Source organism: Nonlabens antarcticus, assembly GCF_015356755.1.
GTDB classification, from domain to species: domain Bacteria; phylum Bacteroidota; class Bacteroidia; order Flavobacteriales; family Flavobacteriaceae; genus Nonlabens; species Nonlabens antarcticus.
This window is the reverse complement of sequence record NZ_JADFCO010000064.1, coordinates 261,214-281,553: the sequence shown is the minus strand read 5'-3', so window position 1 is coordinate 281,553 and position 20,340 is coordinate 261,214. Positions and strand designations below refer to the sequence as shown.

Below are 20,340 nucleotides of genomic sequence, written 5' to 3'. Positions count from 1 at the left end.
TTAGTGTGAAGGATATGTTGTTTAACAACAGTTTATTACCTAAAATCACCATCGCATCGATCTCACTACCGTACTTTTAGGATATGAGAAAACTTAAGCTGATTTGGGATTTTAAAGGACCAGATGCAAAATTGACTGCAGAACACCATTTGATACATCTGGGAGAATATACTCAATTGCATAAGGTTAGTTTCATCTCAAGTGGTGTCCAAAGCATCACAGATACTCATCACATATGCTACTTAGCTTTGAACGAAGCCGATATGCCTGCGGTAAGAGATGATCTTAAACCTCACCGTGGCCAACTTTGGGAAAATAAAAATTAATAATTATGAAAAATAATGTTGACTATTTAGACTGGACAAGAGAAGAGTTTATGGCTTATGTCATGAGTTATGCGGCTCGTCTTGACATAGATCACAGCAGTGACGAAAGAACGTTCATTAGAAACCACGTGGCTCTAACTGATTATGTTCATATCCAGAACGAGATTAAAAAAGACAGCGATGTAGAAGCTTTGGAAAAGATTGATTCTTATGGAAAAGAACATAATTTTTCCCTGCTGGATAAGGACCTCATACTAGTTGAAGTCAAAAAAATGTTTGAATTTAATGATGAGACTACTGCAATGGAAGAAGGGATTATGGGATTACTGCGGAAAATATTTAATTAATGAATGCCGATTTAATAAACCAACTACAACTCGTTTTACCAGAATCAAGAATACTAACCGGTGATCAATTAAAAGATCGCTATTCCCATATCTGGTATATGGAAGATTCTTTAAATGCTTTATGTGTTACGTTACCAGAATCTACAGAGCAAGTAAGCTCCATTCTAAAGATTTGTCATAAAAATAACGCGAAAGTTGTGGTGCATGGAGGGTTAACAAACCTTGTGGGAGGAACAGAAACTAATGCAGACGAGGTTGTAATATCGTTAGAACGAATGAATCAAATAGAGGAAATTGATTCTGACAGTCGATCTATTACAGTGCAGTCTGGTGTGATATTAGAAACTATTCATGAAGCCGTTGCAGACCTGGGTTTGTTGTTTCCATTGAATTTTGGCGCACGAGGATCGGCGCAGATAGGTGGTATAATTTCTTCCAATGCGGGCGGTCTGCGGGTGCTAAAATATGGCATGACCCGTAAGTTAGTTTTGGGTCTGGAAGCTGTCATGGCAGATGGAGCAATTATCAATTCCATGAAGAAAATCATCAAGGATAATTCCGGTTATGATTTGAAGCAGCTTTTTATAGGCTCAGAGGGGACTTTAGGAATTGTTACCAGAGCCGTTTTGAAATTAGAGGAAGCACCTAGCAGTAGGAATGTTGCTTACCTAGCGGTGAACGATTATAAAAGTGTCGTAAAACTATTGAAATTCTTTGATCAGGGACTTGCAGGAAAACTGAGTGGTTTTGAATTGATCTGGCGCAATAGCTATGAGCAAATGACCAGTACAAGCGATGCGGTAAGACCACCGTTGCCCTACGATTATGAATATTATATCCTGATAGAAGCCCTAGGAAGTCAATCCGAACAAGATCAAGCCGAGTTCCAGAGTTTATTAGAAACTACCGTTGAAAAAGAAATGATTCTGGATGCCGTGATGGCCCATTCTCCCAGTGATGTAGAATGGTTTTTCCGCATAAGGGAAGATGTCAATAACTTGACAGATCACATGAAGCACGACCAGCATTTTGACATCAGTTTGCCGGTGGCGTTGATTGGAGGTTACATAAAAGACGCTTATAAAAAATTAAAACTCATAAAGGGAGTAGAACAAATTTATGCCTTCGGTCATGTCGCAGACGGGAATATTCACTTTATCATAGGGAAAGAAAACACCGGTGATTCACTAAGATTGGAAATCAATGATATTATCTATTCTGGATTGAAAGCAATAGGTGGATCTGTAAGTGCTGAGCACGGCATAGGACTGCATAAAAAAGCCTATTTAAACATAAGTCGCACGCCAGAAGAAATCCAATTAATGAAGACATTGAAGACCGCCATGGATCCTAATGGGATTTTGAATCCTGGTAGAATTTTCGACGTTTAAAAGAGTTCCGCTTTTGCGAAAGCGGAACAAAATCAAAATCACTCTTTTTCATTAAGATTCAAGTACTTTTTCATTTGTTCCACATATTCTTCAAATGCTTTTCTTCCTATTTCAGTGAGGCTGCAGAAGGTTTTGGGATAATTGTTTTCAAATGTTTTTTCTACTAAAATATATTCAGATTCTTTAAGTTTCTTTAATTGGTGGCTCAAGTTTCCCTGAGTTGTTTGGGTTTGCTCCTTTAAATAATTAAAGTCGGCTTTTTTAACCTTGATCAATATGGAAACAACGGCCAGCCTCACCTGCTGGTTCAATACGGAATCTAAATTTTCATACATGATTAGTTAGCATTTTTGAGCAAATAGGCAGGTATCAAATATCCTGTTACCACTGCGATACTATTTATAAGCAGCATATAGGAACTATCCACAAATAACGTGGCGACTGCAAAAAACACTAGGGAGATTCCTCCTATAGAAAGTGGCTTGAACTTCATGGTCAGGCCAGATACCAGCGTACCAATACCCGCTAGCAATAAAACAAAAGTTGTAGGATTTATTTGAAGTGATATAGATATGAAAACAGCTACAATAAATGATATACCCAGCACGATCCAGAGGTATTTGAGAAATACCTCAAAATAGGTTTCATAATTTTTAGACTTCTCCGCCTTAACAGAATACCAAATACTACCCACCCAACCGATAGGAACTAATACCAACCAAGGCAAATATGCATACTGGAATTCGGTAAAGGAAATCAGTATAAAATTTGCCAAAGAAGCGATGGAAATAAGCCAACCCCACAAAATGTAATAGAAACTTTGGTCTTTTATATTGTTTCTAGTTTGGTTAATTGCCTTCGCAATAATGTTCAAGCTCTCATTCGGGTCAAGTTGTTCAGCATGTTCCATAATTGATAATATTAGATTAAACTACTTTGTGAAAGTAATATAGTTTGCGTTACAAACCTAATTTATGATTCCATTATGAAATAGTATCTCTTTATCAATTTAATAAGTGATTTTGATGTGGACCAAACGCTATCTTCCCAGACTGAGCTTCTAATCCCTACTGATTAAATCCACGCAATTTAATGGCAGTCAACACCTTTTTTGTATAAAGTGGGAAGTCGGCGTTTTGAATCCAGCTGTAATAGCCCGGCTCACTTTCTAGTACATCGACAATGCGCTTGCCTTTATGCTTGCCGAAATTAAAGCACTCCTCCCCTTTTTCATTATACGCCAGCATTCCAGCAAAATCAACCGGTTTGCGACGCGTGGAAAAATCAGCGAGGGATTTCATGTCGTTTTCTAGGTCAGGATAACGCTCGAGCTGTCCTTTCAAAACCTCGTAAGTTGCCATCGTATCAGCCTCTGCACTGTGCGCGTCCGTCAGGTCTTTATCGCAATAGAATTTGTATGCCGCCACAAGCGTGCGTTGCTCCATTTTATGAAAGATGTTCTGAATGTCAATGGCATTTCTATTGCCCATATCAAAATCAACACCGGCTCGCAGCATCTCTTCCGCAAGCAATGGAATGTCAAAACGGTTTGAGTTGAATCCCGCAAGATCAGAATCCTTGATCAAATCGTGAATTTTCCTTGCCATGTCTGCAAACGTAGGTTCATCTTTCACCATATCGTCTGTCACACCATGAATCGCAGTAGTTTCCGCAGGAATAGGAACCGTAGGATTTATCCGATAGGTATATGTTTTCTCATTCCCATCAGGAAAAACCTTGTGAATAGAGATCTCAACAATACGATCTTTAGAAATGTTTGTTCCAGTTGTCTCGAGGTCAAAAAAGCAAATGGGGCGGTGTAAATTAAGTTTCATGGTTGTAAGAGTATATTGTGCTGCAGTAAAGTTGGTCGTTATTTCGCTTTCGCGAAAGCGGAAAACTTACAATTTGTAGTTGTCTTATATTTACAAAGATACTAGGTCGCATCGCTCTGGTACATAAATTGATAATAATTTCTATATGAAATATCTAACTATACTTTGTCTGCTTTGCACTGCATTGAGCTTTGCGCAAAACGGAACCACCATCAAAATAAGTAGAGATGGAACCGCTACTTCAGAGCTACCTAGACCTTTAAAGTCACTAGACTGCAATCAAAGTAAAATTGAAGCTTCAAAACTTGCTGCCAGTGGTCAGTATGTATATGTAACTGCAGGAAATTTAGATAACTCAAGAACGGAAACTGAGCTCTTAATAGAAAAATATCTTTGGGAAAAGCATGCTATAAAAACAGAAGTTTTGTCGACTTGCATTCCTATGGGAGCTGAAGTTTGTTATATGAAAGCAATGAACAGCAAATGGAAAGCTAGGTTTGGTGAAGATTTTATTTATAATAAGCAGATAGAATTAAAAGCTGAATTTGAAAAACACTCCTAATTATGTTGAAGTACTTTTTCTTTGTAGGATTCCTGATTACGGCTGGAACGACGCAAGAACCTGAAGGTATAAATATAAGCGTCAAACAAGGTCACAAAAAAATAACCTACGTTGCGGAAAATATAACCGATAAGCCACTAGATCTTTTCTTTAAGGTTGATAGCAAGGGTTTCCGACGCAGAGCAGATCGACCGGTTATTATAAAGATTCCCGCAAGATCAAAACGTAATTTAGTTACCCTAATACCTCTAAAAGATGCCGATACGACTCATACGTACATTGCGATTGTAACGAAGGAGAAAAACAATATAGAGATTAGAAAAACCGATACCTTAGTTCGTGAAATACGCAGGGTTGATCCAGACAGCATAGGAAAACGCTAATTTTTAGACCACAATTCTTTCCGTAGTAAAATTGTTAATGCCGCAGCATAAAACAAATAACTTGTGAGATATGCCATGACCACGCCACTAGTTCCATAGTGTCTGATCATAAAAACATTGGCGATGTAAAAAGTTCCCAGACTCACGGTTTCTGCAATAAAATACCGCTTCAAATCATTAATAGCAATAAAACGAAACGCCATTACCGTTGTGATTATCTTGATAAAATCTCCCGCGAGTTGCCATTTAAACATAGGCAGCATGCCATTGAATTCCTCAGTAAATAATGCATCCACCAGTAATTCTCGACACATATAAATGGTCATCAGCCCTAAAGCAACTGGAGGAAGAATTGTTTTATAAAAATGTATGATCGTTTTCCGGTACACTTGATGTGAAAAATCCTTGCTTAATTGTGGCAACACATAAAGGCTGATTAAGGTCGTGACAAATAACATGTAGTAACCGGAAAGTCGTTGCAACATTTCCCAGTCACCCGCCACCACATCTCCCAGCACAGCCCGAACATCCTGTCGGATCGCAATGTAGGTCACGGGAATCAACACGGCGCTTATTAAAGCCATCGCGCTGTAGCTCAATAATGGTTTTAAGCGTGCAATTTCAAACTTGCTCCATAAAATCTTAGTAAGTGCTCCATTGTTGATGTTGCTTTTCCACATCCCAAAACCTACCAAACATTGAATAATGGGGGTAATAACGACGGCCACTAATGCTCCTGAAAGCCCAAAACCATAAATCAGGAATAGACTCGCTACAAATACAAGAATGTTGATGATAATATTAATCATGACAAATTTCTTGTACCATTCAAAACCTTGTAGCAGCGAGCTTATCAGGATGAAAATCACGTAAAACGGCATTGCAGCGGCCATATACTGGAATACAAAAGCATAACTAAAATCAAGACCGATCAACCAGCGATCAAGCGTGGGCGCCAGCAGGAAGATCGAGATGCTTAAAATCGTAGTAATGACAATACTAACGATCCAGGCTGTACCATAAACTTCAACCAACTTCTGGCGATCATTTTTATACTGTGTCGCATAACTTACCAGTCCATTTTCTAATCCAAGGACGCTGAAACTCTGAATTCCCTGAATGAAATTGCGCAGGTTCCCCATTACCGCCATACCACTGGGACCTATCAATCGTGCCAAAACCCAGGACATCACAGCACCTATCCCGATGCGCAACATAATATGAATGGAATTATATCCAGCAACCTTGAGCAATAGATTGCGGTTGAAGAGCCGCATCAAATTCCTCATGAATAAGCGTTTATCGCATTGATGATTTCTTGAACGTCGTGATCTTCCAACAAAGGATGACAAGGCAAACTGACTTCCGTTCGATGCAAATCCTCCGTTTGTGGAAAGTTTAGATGATTGAACTCTGCAAAGGAAGCTTGCTTGTGCGGTGGGATTTCGTAATGACAATTGGTTTGAATACCGTGGTTTTCCAAAAATTTCACAAAGCCATTGCGGTCTTCCACAAAAACGGGAAATACATGTATCGCATTATGCCTAATAAAGCTATCTGATGGTAATTTTACGAGTTCATTGTCAATTTGCGCGATGTAGGTTTCAGCAATTTTGAACCGTTTTTTATTGTCATTGTCTAGAAATGGCAACCGGTTATTGAGGAATGCTGCTTGCAAGGTGTCCATGCGACTGTTCATTCCCTTGACATCGTTGACTTGTCTGGAGCTGCGGCCATAACTGGCAATTTTCCTTGCCATATTTGCCAGCTCTGGATCATTGCAGGTTATGGCTCCCGCATCGCCCATGGCACCTAGGTTTTTAGTGGGGTAAAACGAGAAAGCGCTTGCCCTACCGCGACTGCCAGATTTTTGTCCCATTGCTGTGACCGCGCCGTGCGACTGTGCCGTGTCTGTGTAGATGGGGAGATTGTTCGCTTTCGCGAAAGCGTAAACGTCATCATCCACCAGCTTTCCATAGAGGTCCACCGCAACGATCGCATCAATGTTTGCAAGCTGGGATTCAATCACATCTGAAGTCAATAATAGTTCATTCACATCCACCGGAACTGGCTGCATTCCAGCTTCCACAATACTCAAAAAAGTGGCGATATAAGTATGAGCAGGGACTAGAATCCGTGCGTTTTCAGGCAAATTCCCTAAGACTTTATCAGCACGCAAAATGATGGTTAAAGCATCCAGTCCATTCCCACAACTCACGCAGTATTGCGTGCCGCAATAGCCGGCAAAATCTGCCTCAAAAAATCGCACTGGTTCACCAGCTATAAACTGGCCGGTATGCTGAATTTCCTGCAGAACTTCACGGTCGCGCTGGGCAAAACGCAATTGCAGTGCAGGGAGATCGAGATATGGAATATTGATATTGATAGCGTGCCGGTTCTAAGTATCGTAAATGTAACTAAGTATTTAAGAAAACGCTCCCGCAATCGTGGATAGATTTTGTAGCGTGTTGACCGTCAGTAATATTGCGAGGACCACATTTATAATAAGTCCTATGTACTTTTGAGTAGAAGAAGCCTCTCGCAAACTAAGCATCGCACATACAAAACCTATGATTACAGTTACAAAAAATAGAGTAATCAGATAACCTACTATGTCATCAAAACTGGTACTTCCATTTCTATTAATGATGGACAGTGCTAAAAATATGACCAACAAAACAATGGAAATGATAGCAAAGTGATAGCTGCGTTTAGAAAAATTCATGGGCGCAAATCTAAGGCTATCTCAAATACCGGAATCGCTGTTGCACCTAATTGTTTTTTGAATCTTAGTAATCCTTCATTTATGGTACCGTCTGCATTATTAACCGTTCCCAGATCCACAAACTGTTTTCCAGAACCTCTCGCCTCCTGAATGATTTCTAGATATAAAAAATCCATAGCGTTTTTCTCAAAACCTTCTTGACTCGCAGCTGCATACTGGACTTTAAGAATATTATCAAAATCAAATAGGGTTAGTCCAGCGACCTTCTTTCCATCAAACTCTGCATAGTATTGTAGGATTTTTGTTGGAAACCTGCTTTTCAATAGCTGAATCTCTTCCAGTGTATGCGTTGGTTTTGCATTGTGTCTTTCTTGCAATTGTGGTATCAGTAATTTATTCCAAAACTCTTGTAAGTCATCACAAACTATCAACCGCAGCTGATTGAATTTCCCATTGCGATATCCAGCAGTTTTTTTGGGACTGGGCTTCCATTCCTTATGCAGGTCTACCACGAGATCCAGAGATTCTTCATAAATTTCAAAACCCATTTCCATCAAACATTGGTAATGTGCGTCAAATTCCGGATCAAAAAACGGAGGAGGCAATTTAAGTTCCACTTTCTGGAAACTTTTTCCCTTTGCATAATTGATAACTTCTCTAACAAGGTGCGTATAGAAAGATTCTTGTTTTTCAGAAAGTAGCCGAGTTTCACCAGAGCTTATCCGCTGTGGTGCTTTAATTAAAAACGCTCCATAAGTCAGTCCTAAATGACTGTGTAAAGCAGTTCCAGTTTGATGCGCGGGAAAACAACCCACCAATTTTTCATCATCAAATATCATCAAGCTATGGTCTTCAAATCTATCAGAATGGTACTCCATAAAATCCCGATCATGCAGAAAAAAACCGTTACTAGATTCCCTTATGAAACTATTCCATTGTTTCTTATAATCTGAAGTGTATTTGACGATTTTCAATCTCGTGGTTTGAATTGCAAAGATAGGACTGTGTTGTGAGTTTGTGGTTTTATGAGTCTTTGGGTTGTGAGCGGTCGAGATTTTAAGTCGTTGAGTTCAAAGTTGTGCCAACTCTAGAGTACTTGAGAATATAATAAAGGTTGATTTGTTTTCATTAGAGGTTTTAGATCCAGGTTTAAGTTCAGGTTCAGATTCAAGTTCTAGATTCCAGAACATCTATATCTTCTCTTCAATGAGAGGGAAAACGTTACATTCCGCTAGGTTGTTAATTTTAGGTAAACCTGATGGTGTCCGACGCTATTTTTAAATGAGAAATTGCTACTTAGAATCCATTAATTGATGGTAAACTAAAAATTCTAGCCTGTTCCAGGAGATGCTGTACTGAAATGAATTCAGCACTTGATGAATTCAGCATGACCACTTTATTCTTAGGTTTAACAATCACATCCAGTCTCTAAAACAAAAAAAGCAGATTCTTTCGAATCTGCTTTGTTATAATAATTCTAGTTGAATGATTATGTATAATCACCTTCTAGTATCTATCCTAGTTCTTTACCTCTACGTTTGCGTTCGTTTTCATCAAGAAATACTTTACGCAATCTCAAGAAATGCGGAGTTACCTCTACATATTCATCTTTCTGGATGTATTCTAGAGCTTCTTCAAGGGTGAATTTCACCGGTGGTGCAATCTTAACTTTATCATCAGTTCCTGAACTACGAACGTTAGAAAGCTTTTTAGTTTTAGTCAGGTTAATCGCAAGATCATCTGGTCTTGAGTTTTCACCTACCACTTGTCCGCCATAAATCTCCTCACCTGGGTGAATAAAGAATTTACCACGATCCTGAAGTTTATCCATAGAATAAGGAATCGCTGTTCCTTTCTCCATTGAAATCATAGAACCGTTGATACGTCCTTGAATCTCACCTTTATAAGGTTCAAATCCTACAAAACGGTGATTCATAATCGCCTCACCAGCAGTAGCCGTTATCAATTGATTTCTCAATCCTATAATTCCACGAGATGGCATTCTGAATTGGATCAACATACGCTCACCTTTAGGTGCCATACTTGTCATTTCGCCCTTTCTCAAGGAAACCATTTCAACCGCCTTTCCGCTGACGTTTTCTGGCAAGTCGATGCTAAGCTCTTCAATAGGCTCGCATTTCACACCATCAATTTCTTTGATAATTACCTGCGGTTGTCCTATTTGCAATTCATAACCTTCACGACGCATCGTTTCAATTAATACAGAAAGGTGCAATACCCCACGTCCATAAACCATGAACTTCTCAGCACTTCCAGTCTCGTGAACTTGTAGCGCCAGGTTCTTTTCTAATTCCTTATGTAAACGATCCTTAATGTGACGTGAAGTCACAAATTTACCATCCTTACCAAAGAAAGGTGAATCGTTGATCGTGAACAACATACTCATTGTAGGCTCATCGATAGCAATCGTTTCCATAGCTTCTGGATTCTCGATATCAGCAACAGAATCGCCTATTTCAAAACCTTCTAATCCTACAATCGCACAAATATCTCCAGCCATCACCTCATCTGTTTTGGCTTTCCCCATTCCGTCAAAGACATAAACCTCTTTGACTTTAGTTTTAGTTTGTGAACCATCACGTTTACATAAGGTCACATTCTGTCCTTCTTTAATAGAACCTCTCTTTACACGACCTATCGCGATACGACCCGTATAGTTAGAGAAATCTAGAGAAGTAATCAACATTTGAGTCGTTCCTTGTTCTACTTTAGGAGCAGGAACATGCTCGATAACCATATCTAGTAATGGCTCAATGTTTTCAGTAATAACTTTCCAGTCGTCAGACATCCAGTTATTTTTTGCACTACCATAAACGGTAGGGAAATCAAGTTGCCATTCTTCCGCACCTAATTCAAACATCAAGTCAAAAACCGACTCATGCACTTCATCAGGAGTACAATTATCCTTATCAACTTTATTTATAACTATACAAGGTTTTAAACCTAGATCGATCGCTTTCTGCAATACAAAACGCGTCTGTGGCATAGGACCTTCAAAAGCATCCACTAGCAACAGAACACCGTCAGCCATGTTCAATACACGTTCTACTTCCCCACCAAAATCGGCGTGACCAGGTGTATCGATAATGTTAATTTTAGTTCCCTTGTACATCACTGAAACGTTTTTAGCAAGGATTGTAATCCCGCGTTCGCGTTCAATGTCGTTATTGTCAAGAATTAAATCTCCGGTTGATTCGTTCTCTCGGAACGTCTCACAGTGGTGTAAAATCTTGTCTACCAGTGTCGTTTTCCCGTGGTCAACGTGAGCAATAATCGCAATGTTTCTAATATCTTTCATATAAATAGCGCTTCTTAGCGGCTGCAAAAGTAGTTTTATTTATTTATTTATAATCCTTTGAAGCGTTAAAACGAAGTTTAATGTATTTATTTGATAATCAGATTGAATGATAGTGGGTATTTCGATTAAACTCTAATTATGCCCGATTGTTTATAGGACTGATTTTGAGTTCGCTTTCGCGAAAGCGGAAACCTCTCCATTCACCAACTATCTAAGATATAGAGTTCTTTGATAGTACTGACATCTTAAAGCCGATCCCGCCCTGCGGCGGGATGACTTATACCTATCTACTACCAATTAACATTTTGTTCATAGAAAAGAAAGAGAGCCAATTCTAAATTGCCTTCCAAAAACATTCACATGTACGACATCAACAGCGCCGTCATTGCCATCGGTTTATTTATTGCCATCATTCTTGCCAACGAAATAGGAATTTATTTTGGTGAAAAATTTGAACGAAAAACTGACGAGGACGCAAAATCCCAATCGTCTTCCATTCAAGGTGGGATCATCGGTATGCTGGCCTTAATAATAGGTTTTACCTTTAGTATGTCTGTAGCTAGATACGATAACCGGGCAGCGGCTGAAGTAGCTGAGGCTAATGCCATAGGGACTACCATGTTGCGAACGGAGTTATTACCTGGTCCAGACGATCGCGCCGCTGATTCCTTGATGTCCCTTTATATAGATCATAGAGTTGAAAGTGTAAAAACGGATGTTACCGACGAGAAAATAAGAAAGCAGCAACTGGATCGAACTAGCGACCTCCAAAGCCAGATATGGCGCGTGGGAATAAGAGCTGCGGAAAAAGCTCCAAATCCTGTAACGACGGGATATTTTGTAACCTCTGTAAATGACATGATCGATGCTCAGGGAAAGCGTAACGATATCTTGCAACGATCTGTGCCTGCAACTATTTATTACCTGATGTTTGTAATATTTATTTTTGCCAGCGTCCTCACAGGATATGTTAGTGGTCTGGGCAAACGCAACCCTAGGGTTCCCGCTATTATCATGGGCTTCTTAATCTCTCTCATGATATTTGTCATCATCGATCTCGACCGTCCTAGACGTGGGATGATTGCCGTGAAACAGGACAGCATGGAAGCGCTGAAATGATTGTATTCTAACTCTATTTAATATTGAATCCTCGATTCAAAGTTGCTGATTGAAATGTTACACGATAGTCTTTATAAATAGATTGAAACATCCCACTACACACAACTCTGATTTATTTAAGTATTGCTAATTCATAGTCTTGTGCAAAGAAGAGTCTCGCGGTACGTTTTAACTATTATTGAAATTATTTTAGGAGAATTTCAATGGATTTACCTGTCGCCTTTATTGCATTTTGGACGATATAAAACTTGAAAGCGGTACTCATAATTCCTTCTCTGAAAATTATCTAACGCAATACCTATTACAAATCTCCTAACTCGTTAAGTTTCTCTTAATTGTACAGATTAGCACAGCTCAAACTTTGCTACGGATCTTAAGTTTTTACCTTTGCAACTGATATAAAATCATAATATTATGAGTCAAGTACAAGCAAACGATACAGTAAAAGTTCATTACACTGGAAAATTGAAGGAAGACGGTCGTGTTTTTGATACTTCAGAAGACAGAGAGCCTTTAGAGGCTAAGCTAGGAGAAGGTCAATTGATCCCAGGTTTTGAAAATGGATTGATCGACATGAAGATTAATGAAAAGAAAACTGTGGAAATCCCAATGGCTGAAGCTTATGGTGATGTTCAAAAAGAATTGTTTCAGAAAGTAGAAAGAAACCAACTTCCAGCCGAAATTAAGCCAGAAGTAGGAATGGGACTAATGGCACAAAACCCTGACGGGACAGAGCGTCAGTTGCGTGTTGCAGATGTTAAGGATGACTTTATCATCGTTGATGCAAACCACCCACTTGCCGGACAAGATCTAGTTTTTGAACTAGAAGTAGTTGGAATCAACTAATATAAAGTAAATAGTAATTAAGAAATGCCTTTTTGATTGAGTTCAAAAAGGCATTTTTTTTGTGCTCAAAGTTGACAAATGACCAGCTTGTTGATAGCTGCGCTTTCAACCTGCTGACGTAGGGCAAATGACTTTTTTCTTTACGATGGTTACCTTTTGCTCAAATTCCGATTTCAAATAGCATCCAGCTTTACGTTAAATTCCACATAACAAGATCGCTTTTATTAGATCACGAGTGTTCCCGTAGATAACAGAGGTCGCCCATGGTCAAAAATTGGCTAACATTGATCCCATTTCTTTGACCTGAAGCGTTGATCGCTAAATTATTAGCAGGTTTTGGAAGCTAACAATCTCTGCACTTTGTATATATCAACGGCCTTAGAGAATTTCTTACTGACGCTGGGGAGGTTTTCGCTAGAGATCCAAATCTTTAATTCTGCATCTAGATCGAAGGTTCCAGCAGTTTCTAGGGAAAATCTAGAAATGCTTTTATAGGGCATGGATTTGATTTCGATTTTTTTACCTGTAAAACCTTGCTTGTCGATCAGGATTAATCTGCGAGTAGTAAATATGAACACATCGCGGAAGAGTACAAAGCCCATCTCAATCTCTTCTGAGTCAATTAATAAATGACCGTAATTCTTTTTTAACTCTTCCGCAGCAACCTCGCCGGCATTGCCCATTAATTTATCTAGTAATCCCATTCTTTTAAGTTATTTATTAGTTTATGTAGTGCCTTTCAAGATTTGTTCATGTTCCCATCGACCATAGTTTTCTTATTGCTACACTAAAGTTAAGATAGTCGTGCTCGAAAAACCCACGCTGTTTTTGAGTAAAAATATCGAGTAAATTATTCATCCCACTGTCTGAGAATAGAATTGATTGCGAACTTTGAATCAATATTATAAAAAAACAGAAGGTTGTAGCAAAGATCCTTAGCATATTGTCTCTAAATCGCGGTTGCTAAAAAAAACGCCAATTATGTAAGCGAACTTACATACACCTCTATTATTTATCTATAGTACAGACCTTTAGTTCTCATCTAAAATTTAAAACTGCAATAAAAAATGTATTTTTATAATTCAATTCTGCAATTATGAAAACCAAAGCCGCTCTATTGCCACTTCTTTTAATGTTTATTTCATTGAGTTCTTATGCGCAATCCAGAGAATTGCTGTTGGGAAATGTAGATAAAGATCACAACTGGGAAAAGCACAGCGGTCTAGCCAGCGTCTCATATCAGGGAAAACACGGCTTTATTAATAAGGCTGGAACTGTAGTTATTCCCTTACAATACTCGCTGGCCTACCCTTTCCTTAACGGCATGGCTCGAGTGCGTGAGGGAGGTTCTTACACCTACGGATACATTAATGCAAAAGGTATTTTAGTGATACCGTTCATGTACGGTCAAGGAACACATTTTAGTGAGTGTGGTCTTGCAGGCGTTAGAAAAAATGATAAATGGGGCTACATTGATAAGGAGAATAACATTATTGTCCCGTTCGAATACAGTGCAGCAATGCCATTTTTTGAAGGTAAAGCAGAAGTTTTTAAAGGCATCGATCGCTGGATGATTGACTGTGATGGTAAAAAGATAGAATAACTTTAAACTAGAGATTCTGCTTGCAGCAAACGGTCAACTCCTAGCCTATTCAATGTTAGCCGGTTTCTTTTGCATAATTAATTTCATCCTCCTGCGAGTAGGTATCCTATTTCATGAACCTCATCATGTGCAGGATAATTTCTGACTATTCCGCTTTCGCGAAAGCGAACTCATTCAAATATAGAGCATCAATTCACAATATAAAACCTTGAAGACCACGCGGCGAAATTCTATCTTTGCAATCTTCAAAAATGCCTATAGAATATGTTTGATAATTTAACAGATAAGCTGGACAAGGCGATGCACGTCCTTAAAGGTCACGGTAGTATTACTGAGGTCAACGTTGCAGACACCCTAAAAGAAATACGTCGCGCCCTCGTGGATGCTGATGTAAATTATAAGATTGCTAAGGAATTTACAGCCATAGCAAAAGAAAAAGCAATAGGTCAAGGCGTTCTTACAACGCTTAAACCAGGACAGCTCTTAACTAAAATTGTCAAGGATGAATTGACAGAATTGATGGGAGGATCTGTGGAAGGTATTAACCTTTCTGGAAACCCCACGATCATTCTTATGTCTGGTTTACAAGGTTCTGGTAAGACAACCTTCTCTGGAAAGCTCGCTAATTTTCTCAAAACCAAGAAGAATAAAAAGCCTCTTCTAGTTGCTTGTGATATTTATCGTCCAGCTGCAATTGACCAGCTGCACGTTGTAGGAGAACAAATAGGCGTTGAAGTATTTTCTAATCGTGATGAAAAGGATCCTGTAAAGATTTCTGAAGCTGCGATTGCTTATGCAAAACAGAACGGTTTTAATGCCGTAATTATAGATACTGCCGGTCGTCTAGCGATTGATGAGCAGATGATGAAAGAAATTGCAGATGTTCACGCAGCAGTTGAACCGCACGAAACCTTATTTGTCGTGGATTCCATGACGGGTCAGGATGCCGTGAATACTGCTAAGGCTTTTAATGAGCGCCTTAATTTTGATGGTGTTGTTCTTACTAAACTAGATGGTGATACTCGTGGTGGTGCCGCGCTATCGATCAAGTCTGTGGTGAATAAGCCTATAAAATTTATAGGAACTGGTGAGAAAATGGAAGCGATTGACATCTTCTACCCAGAACGTATGGCAGATCGTATTCTGGGAATGGGTGATGTGGTATCTCTTGTGGAACGCGCCCAGGAACAGTTTGACGAGGAAGAAGCAAGGAAATTAAGCAAGAAGATTGCTAAAAACCAATTCGGTTTTGATGACTTTCTATCCCAGATCCAGCAGATCAAGAAAATGGGGAACATGAAAGACCTGATGGGAATGATTCCTGGTGCCGGTAAAATGTTGAAAGATGTAGATATTGACGACGATGCCTTTAAAGGTATTGAAGCCATTATTCACTCGATGACCATTCAAGAGCGCACACAACCTCAAGTGATTAACGGTTCCCGCAAGAAACGTATCGCAGGCGGTAGTGGTACAACAGTTACTGAAGTGAATCAACTGCTCAAGCAATTTGACCAGATGAGCAAAATGATGAAGATGATGCAAGGCGGAAAAGGAAAAGCCATGATGCAAGCGATGAGCAAAATGCGCTAAAAGCAAATGCTTTTAGCGCATTTGCTCAATTCCCGATTGTTGAATTGCTGACGCAATTATTGATTATTCAATAAAATTGCCATTCTTGATTGCTAATCGCTTCGAAATTTGTTTTTAATGATTACAGATTTTAATTACGTAACCTCTAATTATGGCTCATTATAAATCTTTTGAAGATCTGGAAATTTGGCAACGTGCGAGGGTAATTTGTAATGATGTGTATGATCTTTATTTATTGAGTGACTTACAGAAAGATTACGGGCTTTGGAATCAGATAAACCGTTCAACAGGCTCTATAATGGATAATATCGCAGAGGGTTTTGATCGCGATGGAAATAAAGAATTTATCCAATTTTTAAGTATTTCAAAAGCGAGTTGTGGAGAATCAAAATCCCAGCTTTATCGATGTTTAGACAGGAAATATATGGAGCAGGACAAATTTGAAAATGTTGCTAAGAAAATGGATGAATGTAAAGCGCAGATATCAGGGTTCATGAAATACCTCAAGAACAGTGATCGCAAAGGACTTAAATATGATTAACAAGGCGTAAGTAATTAAGAATTAGTAATCACGAATTGCGTCAGCAATTCATAAATTGGCAATTAAATTTAGCAACAATGATCATCTTAGACGGAAAAAAGACCAGTAACGACATCAAAAACGAGATCACATCCATTGTTGATGAGATGAAGGCAAATGGTGAGAAAGTTCCTCATCTAGCAGCAGTAATCGTTGGCAATGATGGTGCTAGTTTGACTTACGTAGGTTCTAAGGTTCGCGCTTGTGAGCGGGTAGGTTTTGAAAGTACGATGGTACGTTTGCCTAATACGACCAGCGAAACAGAATTACTGCGTGAAATCAAGAAATTAAACGAGGATCCTAAAATTGATGGTTTTATTGTCCAACTGCCGTTGCCTAAACAAATTGACACCCAAAAAGTATTAATGGCAGTAGATCCAGACAAAGATGTGGATGGTTTTCACCCGACTAACTTTGGCCGGATGGCGCTGGATATGAGCACATTTATTCCTGCCACACCGTTTGGAATTTTGGAATTACTGGATCGTTATGGTGTGGATACGCAAGGAAAACACACCGTAGTTATCGGTCGTTCTCATATCGTTGGTCGTCCCATGAGCATTTTAATGGGAAGGAGAGGTTTTCCAGGAAATTCTACGGTTACCTTAACCCACAGCCATACTAAAAACATCACTCAGATCACTTCCCAGGCTGATATTATTATTACCGCATTGGGGGTTCCCGGTTTCCTAAAGGCCGAAATGGTGAAGGATGACGTTGTCATCATTGACGTGGGAATCACTAGAGTTCCCGACGATTCTAAAGAGCGCGGTTATTATATTACCGGTGATGTTGATTTTGAAAATGTATCTAAAAAAGCGAGTTATATCACGCCTGTTCCCGGCGGCGTCGGACCTATGACCATTGCGATGTTATTGAAAAACACATTACTCGCGAGGGAGCGTCACAGAGAATCTAATAAAAATTAAAACCTTTATGAGTTCGCTTTCGCGAAAGCGAACTCAATTGTAGTTTATATTACATAATACTTATTCTCACACGTAACTTTCTTGTCATTTCTATGGCAGACGGTATTAACTGGACCTATCTTTTAATCACAGGCATTTAGGTCTGAACCTGAAATTATTCCGATTCTCCACGCAACCTTTTTCAGGAATGCGCATCTATTGTATAAACCAATTTATGAGATATCTGAACCTTATCGCTTGCATATTATTTGTAGCGACTTCTTGTTCCAGTGATGATGATCTGCAAATAGACCAAAAACTTCAAGGAGAATGGGTCAAATCATCGACCGACAATAATGTTGTTGAATTAGATCTAATATCTTTTAAAAGTGATGGCTCCTATTTTTCCAGTCGTGAAGGATTTGATGCAACCTCTGGTTCATCAATAGGATTTCTTTATCAGGAAGCAGGAAATTATTCCAGTGCCAACGATAGATTGGATTTAAATATAAGAAGCTATAGAACTTCAGGTGACGGATCTTTTAAACCAGCAACCGAACTTCAAGACGTAGCCACAGGTAATCCTAGTTTTACATACCAGTTGACCGTGATAGGTGAATTAATCTTGACGCCAATCTGTGAGCCAAATCAAGACTGTTCTGGAGCAATTATATACCAACGCAGGATTACTAACGACATCTAATTCACTACTTACCTCCATTCGCTTGCAAATCTGCAATGCATTGAGGATCGAGTTGCGGTATGCTAGTCATGTTCATCATGTCCAGAATATTCCCTCCATTAATTTGGAAAAACATCAAGCAGCCATCCACATTGCAATGGCGGTCGTTTTCTGCATCCTCATGTTGACTTTGCAAAGGCGTTCCCAGATTTACCAACCCTAATAAATGTCCAAATTCATGATTATAAACAGTTGATTCCAGATCTACTCGAGATGGCTGGTTCACAGATCGACTAAATCTCTCTATGGTACTTTGATAAATTACCAAGGAAGTATTTCTATAAGCGCTTCCTAAAACTACAGAATTTCCTTCATCGCCATCGTTAGGCTTATCCACAAATAGCACACTTACTGCTATGGTTTGATCTCTTGAAAAACTTGTACGGCTTGAATTTTCTAAATCACTTACTTCCTCAATGGAATAATCATCACCGGCATCATTAGTCACATTGCGCTCCACGATATTAATACCATTAGGCTTATTGAGTCGTGCCTGCAGAAATGATTTTAAATTGTTGATGGAAGTAGTTTCTGGACGAGCACCATTAACATAAATCAATTCAACTTCTAATTGATCAAAGTTATCGCTGCGCAAGAGTTCTTCTGCGCTGTCACCCGTATTTCTCAGGTTTGCATTACCGTTATTTCCAGGACCGTCCACTACATCGTTAGAATCATCACTGGCACATCCTACAATCAAAAAGGCGATTGCGAGCCAAAATCCATATTTTCTCATAGTATTTATTTAATAATCATTAATCCTAAAATCTTTCTAGTCAACTTTCCTTACCAGTTTCCTTACCAGAAAAAAAAGGAAGGTTGTCACGCATTATTGATCGTGTAACAATCATTCAGCTGACCCAGTTATCCACTTTCAACTGATAGCGCACAAAAGAGAACGTTCCATTATTTAAAAAATTGAAAGAAAAGCAAAGGAGAACCTAAACCAACTTAGTCATCGCTTAGATCAGGAAAGAATTGCTGCGTTTGTAGATAGTACTATCAATTAATCGGTACTACATCTACGAAAATACCCATCATGCGGATTGCAAAACACCTTAAAATGCCACTGGAAAATTTTAATGATTCTTTTAGTACGTCGATTAATAATAAATATTTGAAATAAGTCACTTTTTATCATGTTCCAAGAAATTGCAATTCCTGCGATCTATATGGAGTAAGGCTATAGCCTAACAAAATTTTCATCCGATGGAGAGTGCCAAACTTAAACAAATAAGTTTCTAAGGCTGGAATAAGGTTTATCCATCAAACTGTGCCGCATACTGGAACGTGTAACTAAGACACTTGCGTAAAACAGTGGCGTTGAAGCTTCAAAATTTTGCAATAGTGCTAATCTTTTTACTAAGGTTCGTTAATCATTAATAGAAACTAAGCAAGCTGCCGTATATTTCTATTATGAAACTAATCATTCTATTATTCTCCATCGCTTGCTTGATTTCATGCAGTCACAAAAAAGTAAGTAAAGCAGAAGTTGTCGATAGGGAATATTTATTAGATCTCATAGAAAACCCTCCATCAGATAAAGTACAGGTTATTAATTTTTGGGCAACCTGGTGTGCTCCATGTGTCGATGAGCTTCCTGTTTTTATAGAAATCGACACTAACAATAATGTAGAGGTAATACTTATGTCTATTGATGATGCGCAATATATAGACTCGCAAGTAGATCCGTTTTTGAAGAAATATAATATTACATCTAAGGTAAAACTATTAGACGATCCTTATTTGGCAGAATGGGTTCCCAGGGTTGACCAGCACTGGGATGGAACCATTCCAGCTACTTTAATCCAGAAAGGCACCAAAAGAATATTTTATAATAAAGCATTTACCGCAGGAGAACTAGAAGAAGAGGTGGACAAGTTTCTATAACAGAAACGAAAGCGTTTTTATGCTCTTCTTCTTTGATCAAATCTGTGAGTATCGTTTTTGTAACGCTTTAAGAAAAGCTTGCTCATTCTGAAAAATTACCTCCCTTAATTCTTTTAGAATCAACAGGAGTGAATCAGCATGATGATCATAAAACTATTAATGAAAGTGATG

The 20,340-nt window shown here is 38.8% G+C and carries 23 protein-coding genes; 13 read left to right on the top strand and 10 right to left on the bottom strand.

Annotated elements, in window-relative coordinates:
- Window positions 1-83: 83 nt before the first annotated feature.
- The 3 genes from IQ282_RS07370 to IQ282_RS07360 are packed head-to-tail and all read left to right on the top strand — an operon-like array spanning window position 84 to window position 2,064.
- The gene (locus IQ282_RS07370; protein WP_194851207.1) at window positions 84-326 is read left to right on the top strand and encodes a hypothetical protein; all 243 of its coding nucleotides are present in this window, start codon (window positions 84-86) and stop codon (window positions 324-326) included.
- A 5-nt stretch (window positions 327-331) separates the two neighbouring features.
- Window positions 332-673, top strand: a complete 342-nt coding sequence (locus IQ282_RS07365) for a hypothetical protein (RefSeq protein ID WP_194851206.1) — start codon at window positions 332-334, stop codon at window positions 671-673.
- Window positions 673-2,064, top strand: coding sequence for an FAD-binding oxidoreductase (locus IQ282_RS07360; RefSeq protein WP_194851205.1), 1,392 nt, complete (start codon window positions 673-675; stop codon window positions 2,062-2,064). Before IQ282_RS07365 ends, IQ282_RS07360 begins: the two co-directional genes overlap by 1 nt.
- Before the next feature lie 38 nt (window positions 2,065-2,102).
- On the opposite strand, the gene IQ282_RS07355 is transcribed toward IQ282_RS07360, so the two are convergent.
- From IQ282_RS07355 to IQ282_RS07345, 3 genes are all read right to left on the bottom strand, one after another.
- Window positions 2,103-2,399 carry a winged helix-turn-helix domain-containing protein gene (locus tag IQ282_RS07355; protein WP_194851204.1) on the bottom strand — a complete coding sequence of 99 codons (297 nt, stop codon included), beginning with the start codon at window positions 2,397-2,399 and terminating at the stop codon, window positions 2,103-2,105.
- Window positions 2,400-2,401: 2 nt separating this feature from the next.
- On the bottom strand, window positions 2,402-2,974 hold the full coding sequence (locus IQ282_RS07350) for a hypothetical protein (protein WP_194851203.1): 573 nt from the start codon (window positions 2,972-2,974) through the stop codon (window positions 2,402-2,404).
- Window positions 2,975-3,131: 157 nt separating this feature from the next.
- Window positions 3,132-3,899, bottom strand: a complete 768-nt coding sequence (locus tag IQ282_RS07345) for a 3'-5' exonuclease (RefSeq protein WP_194851202.1) — start codon at window positions 3,897-3,899, stop codon at window positions 3,132-3,134.
- A gap of 145 nt (window positions 3,900-4,044) precedes the next feature.
- Here IQ282_RS07345 and IQ282_RS07340 point away from each other — a divergent pair, with 145 nt between their 5' ends.
- Entirely contained in the window at window positions 4,045-4,461 is a 417-nt protein-coding gene (locus IQ282_RS07340) for a hypothetical protein (RefSeq protein ID WP_194851201.1), read from the top strand.
- A 2-nt stretch (window positions 4,462-4,463) separates the two neighbouring features.
- Complete coding sequence (locus tag IQ282_RS07335) at window positions 4,464-4,844, top strand: hypothetical protein (RefSeq protein WP_194851200.1); 381 nt, start codon at window positions 4,464-4,466, stop codon at window positions 4,842-4,844.
- Here the strand turns inward: IQ282_RS07335 and IQ282_RS07330 are convergent.
- The 5 genes from IQ282_RS07330 to typA all read right to left on the bottom strand — a co-directional run bounded on the left by IQ282_RS07330 (window position 4,841) and on the right by typA (window position 10,888).
- Entirely contained in the window at window positions 4,841-6,133 is a 1,293-nt protein-coding gene (locus tag IQ282_RS07330; RefSeq protein WP_194851199.1) for an O-antigen translocase, read from the bottom strand. The two genes, IQ282_RS07335 and IQ282_RS07330, sit on opposite strands and share 4 nt — an antisense overlap.
- Window positions 6,130-7,188: a DegT/DnrJ/EryC1/StrS family aminotransferase gene (locus tag IQ282_RS07325; RefSeq protein WP_228547261.1), complete on the bottom strand. Its 1,059-nt coding sequence runs from the start codon at window positions 7,186-7,188 to the stop codon at window positions 6,130-6,132. Before IQ282_RS07325 ends, IQ282_RS07330 begins: the two co-directional genes overlap by 4 nt.
- Before the next feature lie 81 nt (window positions 7,189-7,269).
- Entirely contained in the window at window positions 7,270-7,569 is a 300-nt protein-coding gene (locus IQ282_RS07320) for a hypothetical protein (protein WP_194851198.1), read from the bottom strand.
- Window positions 7,566-8,543 (bottom strand): hypothetical protein, encoded by a 978-nt coding sequence (locus IQ282_RS07315; RefSeq protein ID WP_194851197.1) that lies wholly within the window; start codon window positions 8,541-8,543, stop codon window positions 7,566-7,568. Before IQ282_RS07315 ends, IQ282_RS07320 begins: the two co-directional genes overlap by 4 nt.
- Before the next feature lie 539 nt (window positions 8,544-9,082).
- Window positions 9,083-10,888 carry a translational GTPase TypA gene (typA, locus tag IQ282_RS07310; RefSeq protein WP_194851196.1) on the bottom strand — a complete coding sequence of 602 codons (1,806 nt, stop codon included), beginning with the start codon at window positions 10,886-10,888 and terminating at the stop codon, window positions 9,083-9,085.
- A gap of 360 nt (window positions 10,889-11,248) precedes the next feature.
- Between typA and IQ282_RS07305 the strand changes: the two genes are divergently transcribed.
- Complete coding sequence (locus IQ282_RS07305) at window positions 11,249-12,007, top strand: bestrophin-like domain (RefSeq protein ID WP_194851195.1); 759 nt, start codon at window positions 11,249-11,251, stop codon at window positions 12,005-12,007.
- Between the two features lie 414 nt (window positions 12,008-12,421).
- On the top strand, window positions 12,422-12,853 hold the full coding sequence (locus tag IQ282_RS07300; RefSeq protein ID WP_194851194.1) for an FKBP-type peptidyl-prolyl cis-trans isomerase: 432 nt from the start codon (window positions 12,422-12,424) through the stop codon (window positions 12,851-12,853).
- A 326-nt stretch (window positions 12,854-13,179) separates the two neighbouring features.
- Here the strand turns inward: IQ282_RS07300 and IQ282_RS07295 are convergent, their stop codons facing one another.
- Window positions 13,180-13,557, bottom strand: a complete 378-nt coding sequence (locus IQ282_RS07295; protein ID WP_194851193.1) for a PH domain-containing protein — start codon at window positions 13,555-13,557, stop codon at window positions 13,180-13,182.
- Between the two features lie 392 nt (window positions 13,558-13,949).
- Here IQ282_RS07295 and IQ282_RS07290 point away from each other — a divergent pair, with 392 nt between their 5' ends.
- The 5 genes from IQ282_RS07290 to IQ282_RS07270 all read left to right on the top strand — a co-directional run bounded on the left by IQ282_RS07290 (window position 13,950) and on the right by IQ282_RS07270 (window position 18,240).
- Entirely contained in the window at window positions 13,950-14,456 is a 507-nt protein-coding gene (locus tag IQ282_RS07290; RefSeq protein WP_194851192.1) for a WG repeat-containing protein, read from the top strand.
- A 264-nt stretch (window positions 14,457-14,720) separates the two neighbouring features.
- Window positions 14,721-16,049 (top strand): signal recognition particle protein, encoded by a 1,329-nt coding sequence (gene ffh, locus IQ282_RS07285; protein WP_194851191.1) that lies wholly within the window; start codon window positions 14,721-14,723, stop codon window positions 16,047-16,049.
- 151 nt (window positions 16,050-16,200) lie between these two features.
- Window positions 16,201-16,590 carry a four helix bundle protein gene (locus tag IQ282_RS07280; protein WP_194851190.1) on the top strand — a complete coding sequence of 130 codons (390 nt, stop codon included), beginning with the start codon at window positions 16,201-16,203 and terminating at the stop codon, window positions 16,588-16,590.
- Window positions 16,591-16,667: 77 nt separating this feature from the next.
- Window positions 16,668-17,558 (top strand): bifunctional 5,10-methylenetetrahydrofolate dehydrogenase/5,10-methenyltetrahydrofolate cyclohydrolase, encoded by an 891-nt coding sequence (locus tag IQ282_RS07275; protein WP_194851189.1) that lies wholly within the window; start codon window positions 16,668-16,670, stop codon window positions 17,556-17,558.
- Window positions 17,559-17,772: 214 nt separating this feature from the next.
- Window positions 17,773-18,240: a hypothetical protein gene (locus tag IQ282_RS07270; protein WP_194851188.1), complete on the top strand. Its 468-nt coding sequence runs from the start codon at window positions 17,773-17,775 to the stop codon at window positions 18,238-18,240.
- Between the two features lie 4 nt (window positions 18,241-18,244).
- Here the strand turns inward: IQ282_RS07270 and IQ282_RS07265 are convergent, their stop codons facing one another.
- The gene (locus IQ282_RS07265) at window positions 18,245-19,015 is read right to left on the bottom strand and encodes a membrane metalloprotease (protein ID WP_194851187.1); all 771 of its coding nucleotides are present in this window, start codon (window positions 19,013-19,015) and stop codon (window positions 18,245-18,247) included.
- 680 nt (window positions 19,016-19,695) lie between these two features.
- Between IQ282_RS07265 and IQ282_RS07260 the strand changes: the two genes are divergently transcribed.
- On the top strand, window positions 19,696-20,169 hold the full coding sequence (locus tag IQ282_RS07260; RefSeq protein WP_194851186.1) for a TlpA family protein disulfide reductase: 474 nt from the start codon (window positions 19,696-19,698) through the stop codon (window positions 20,167-20,169).
- Window positions 20,170-20,340 lie beyond the last annotated feature (171 nt).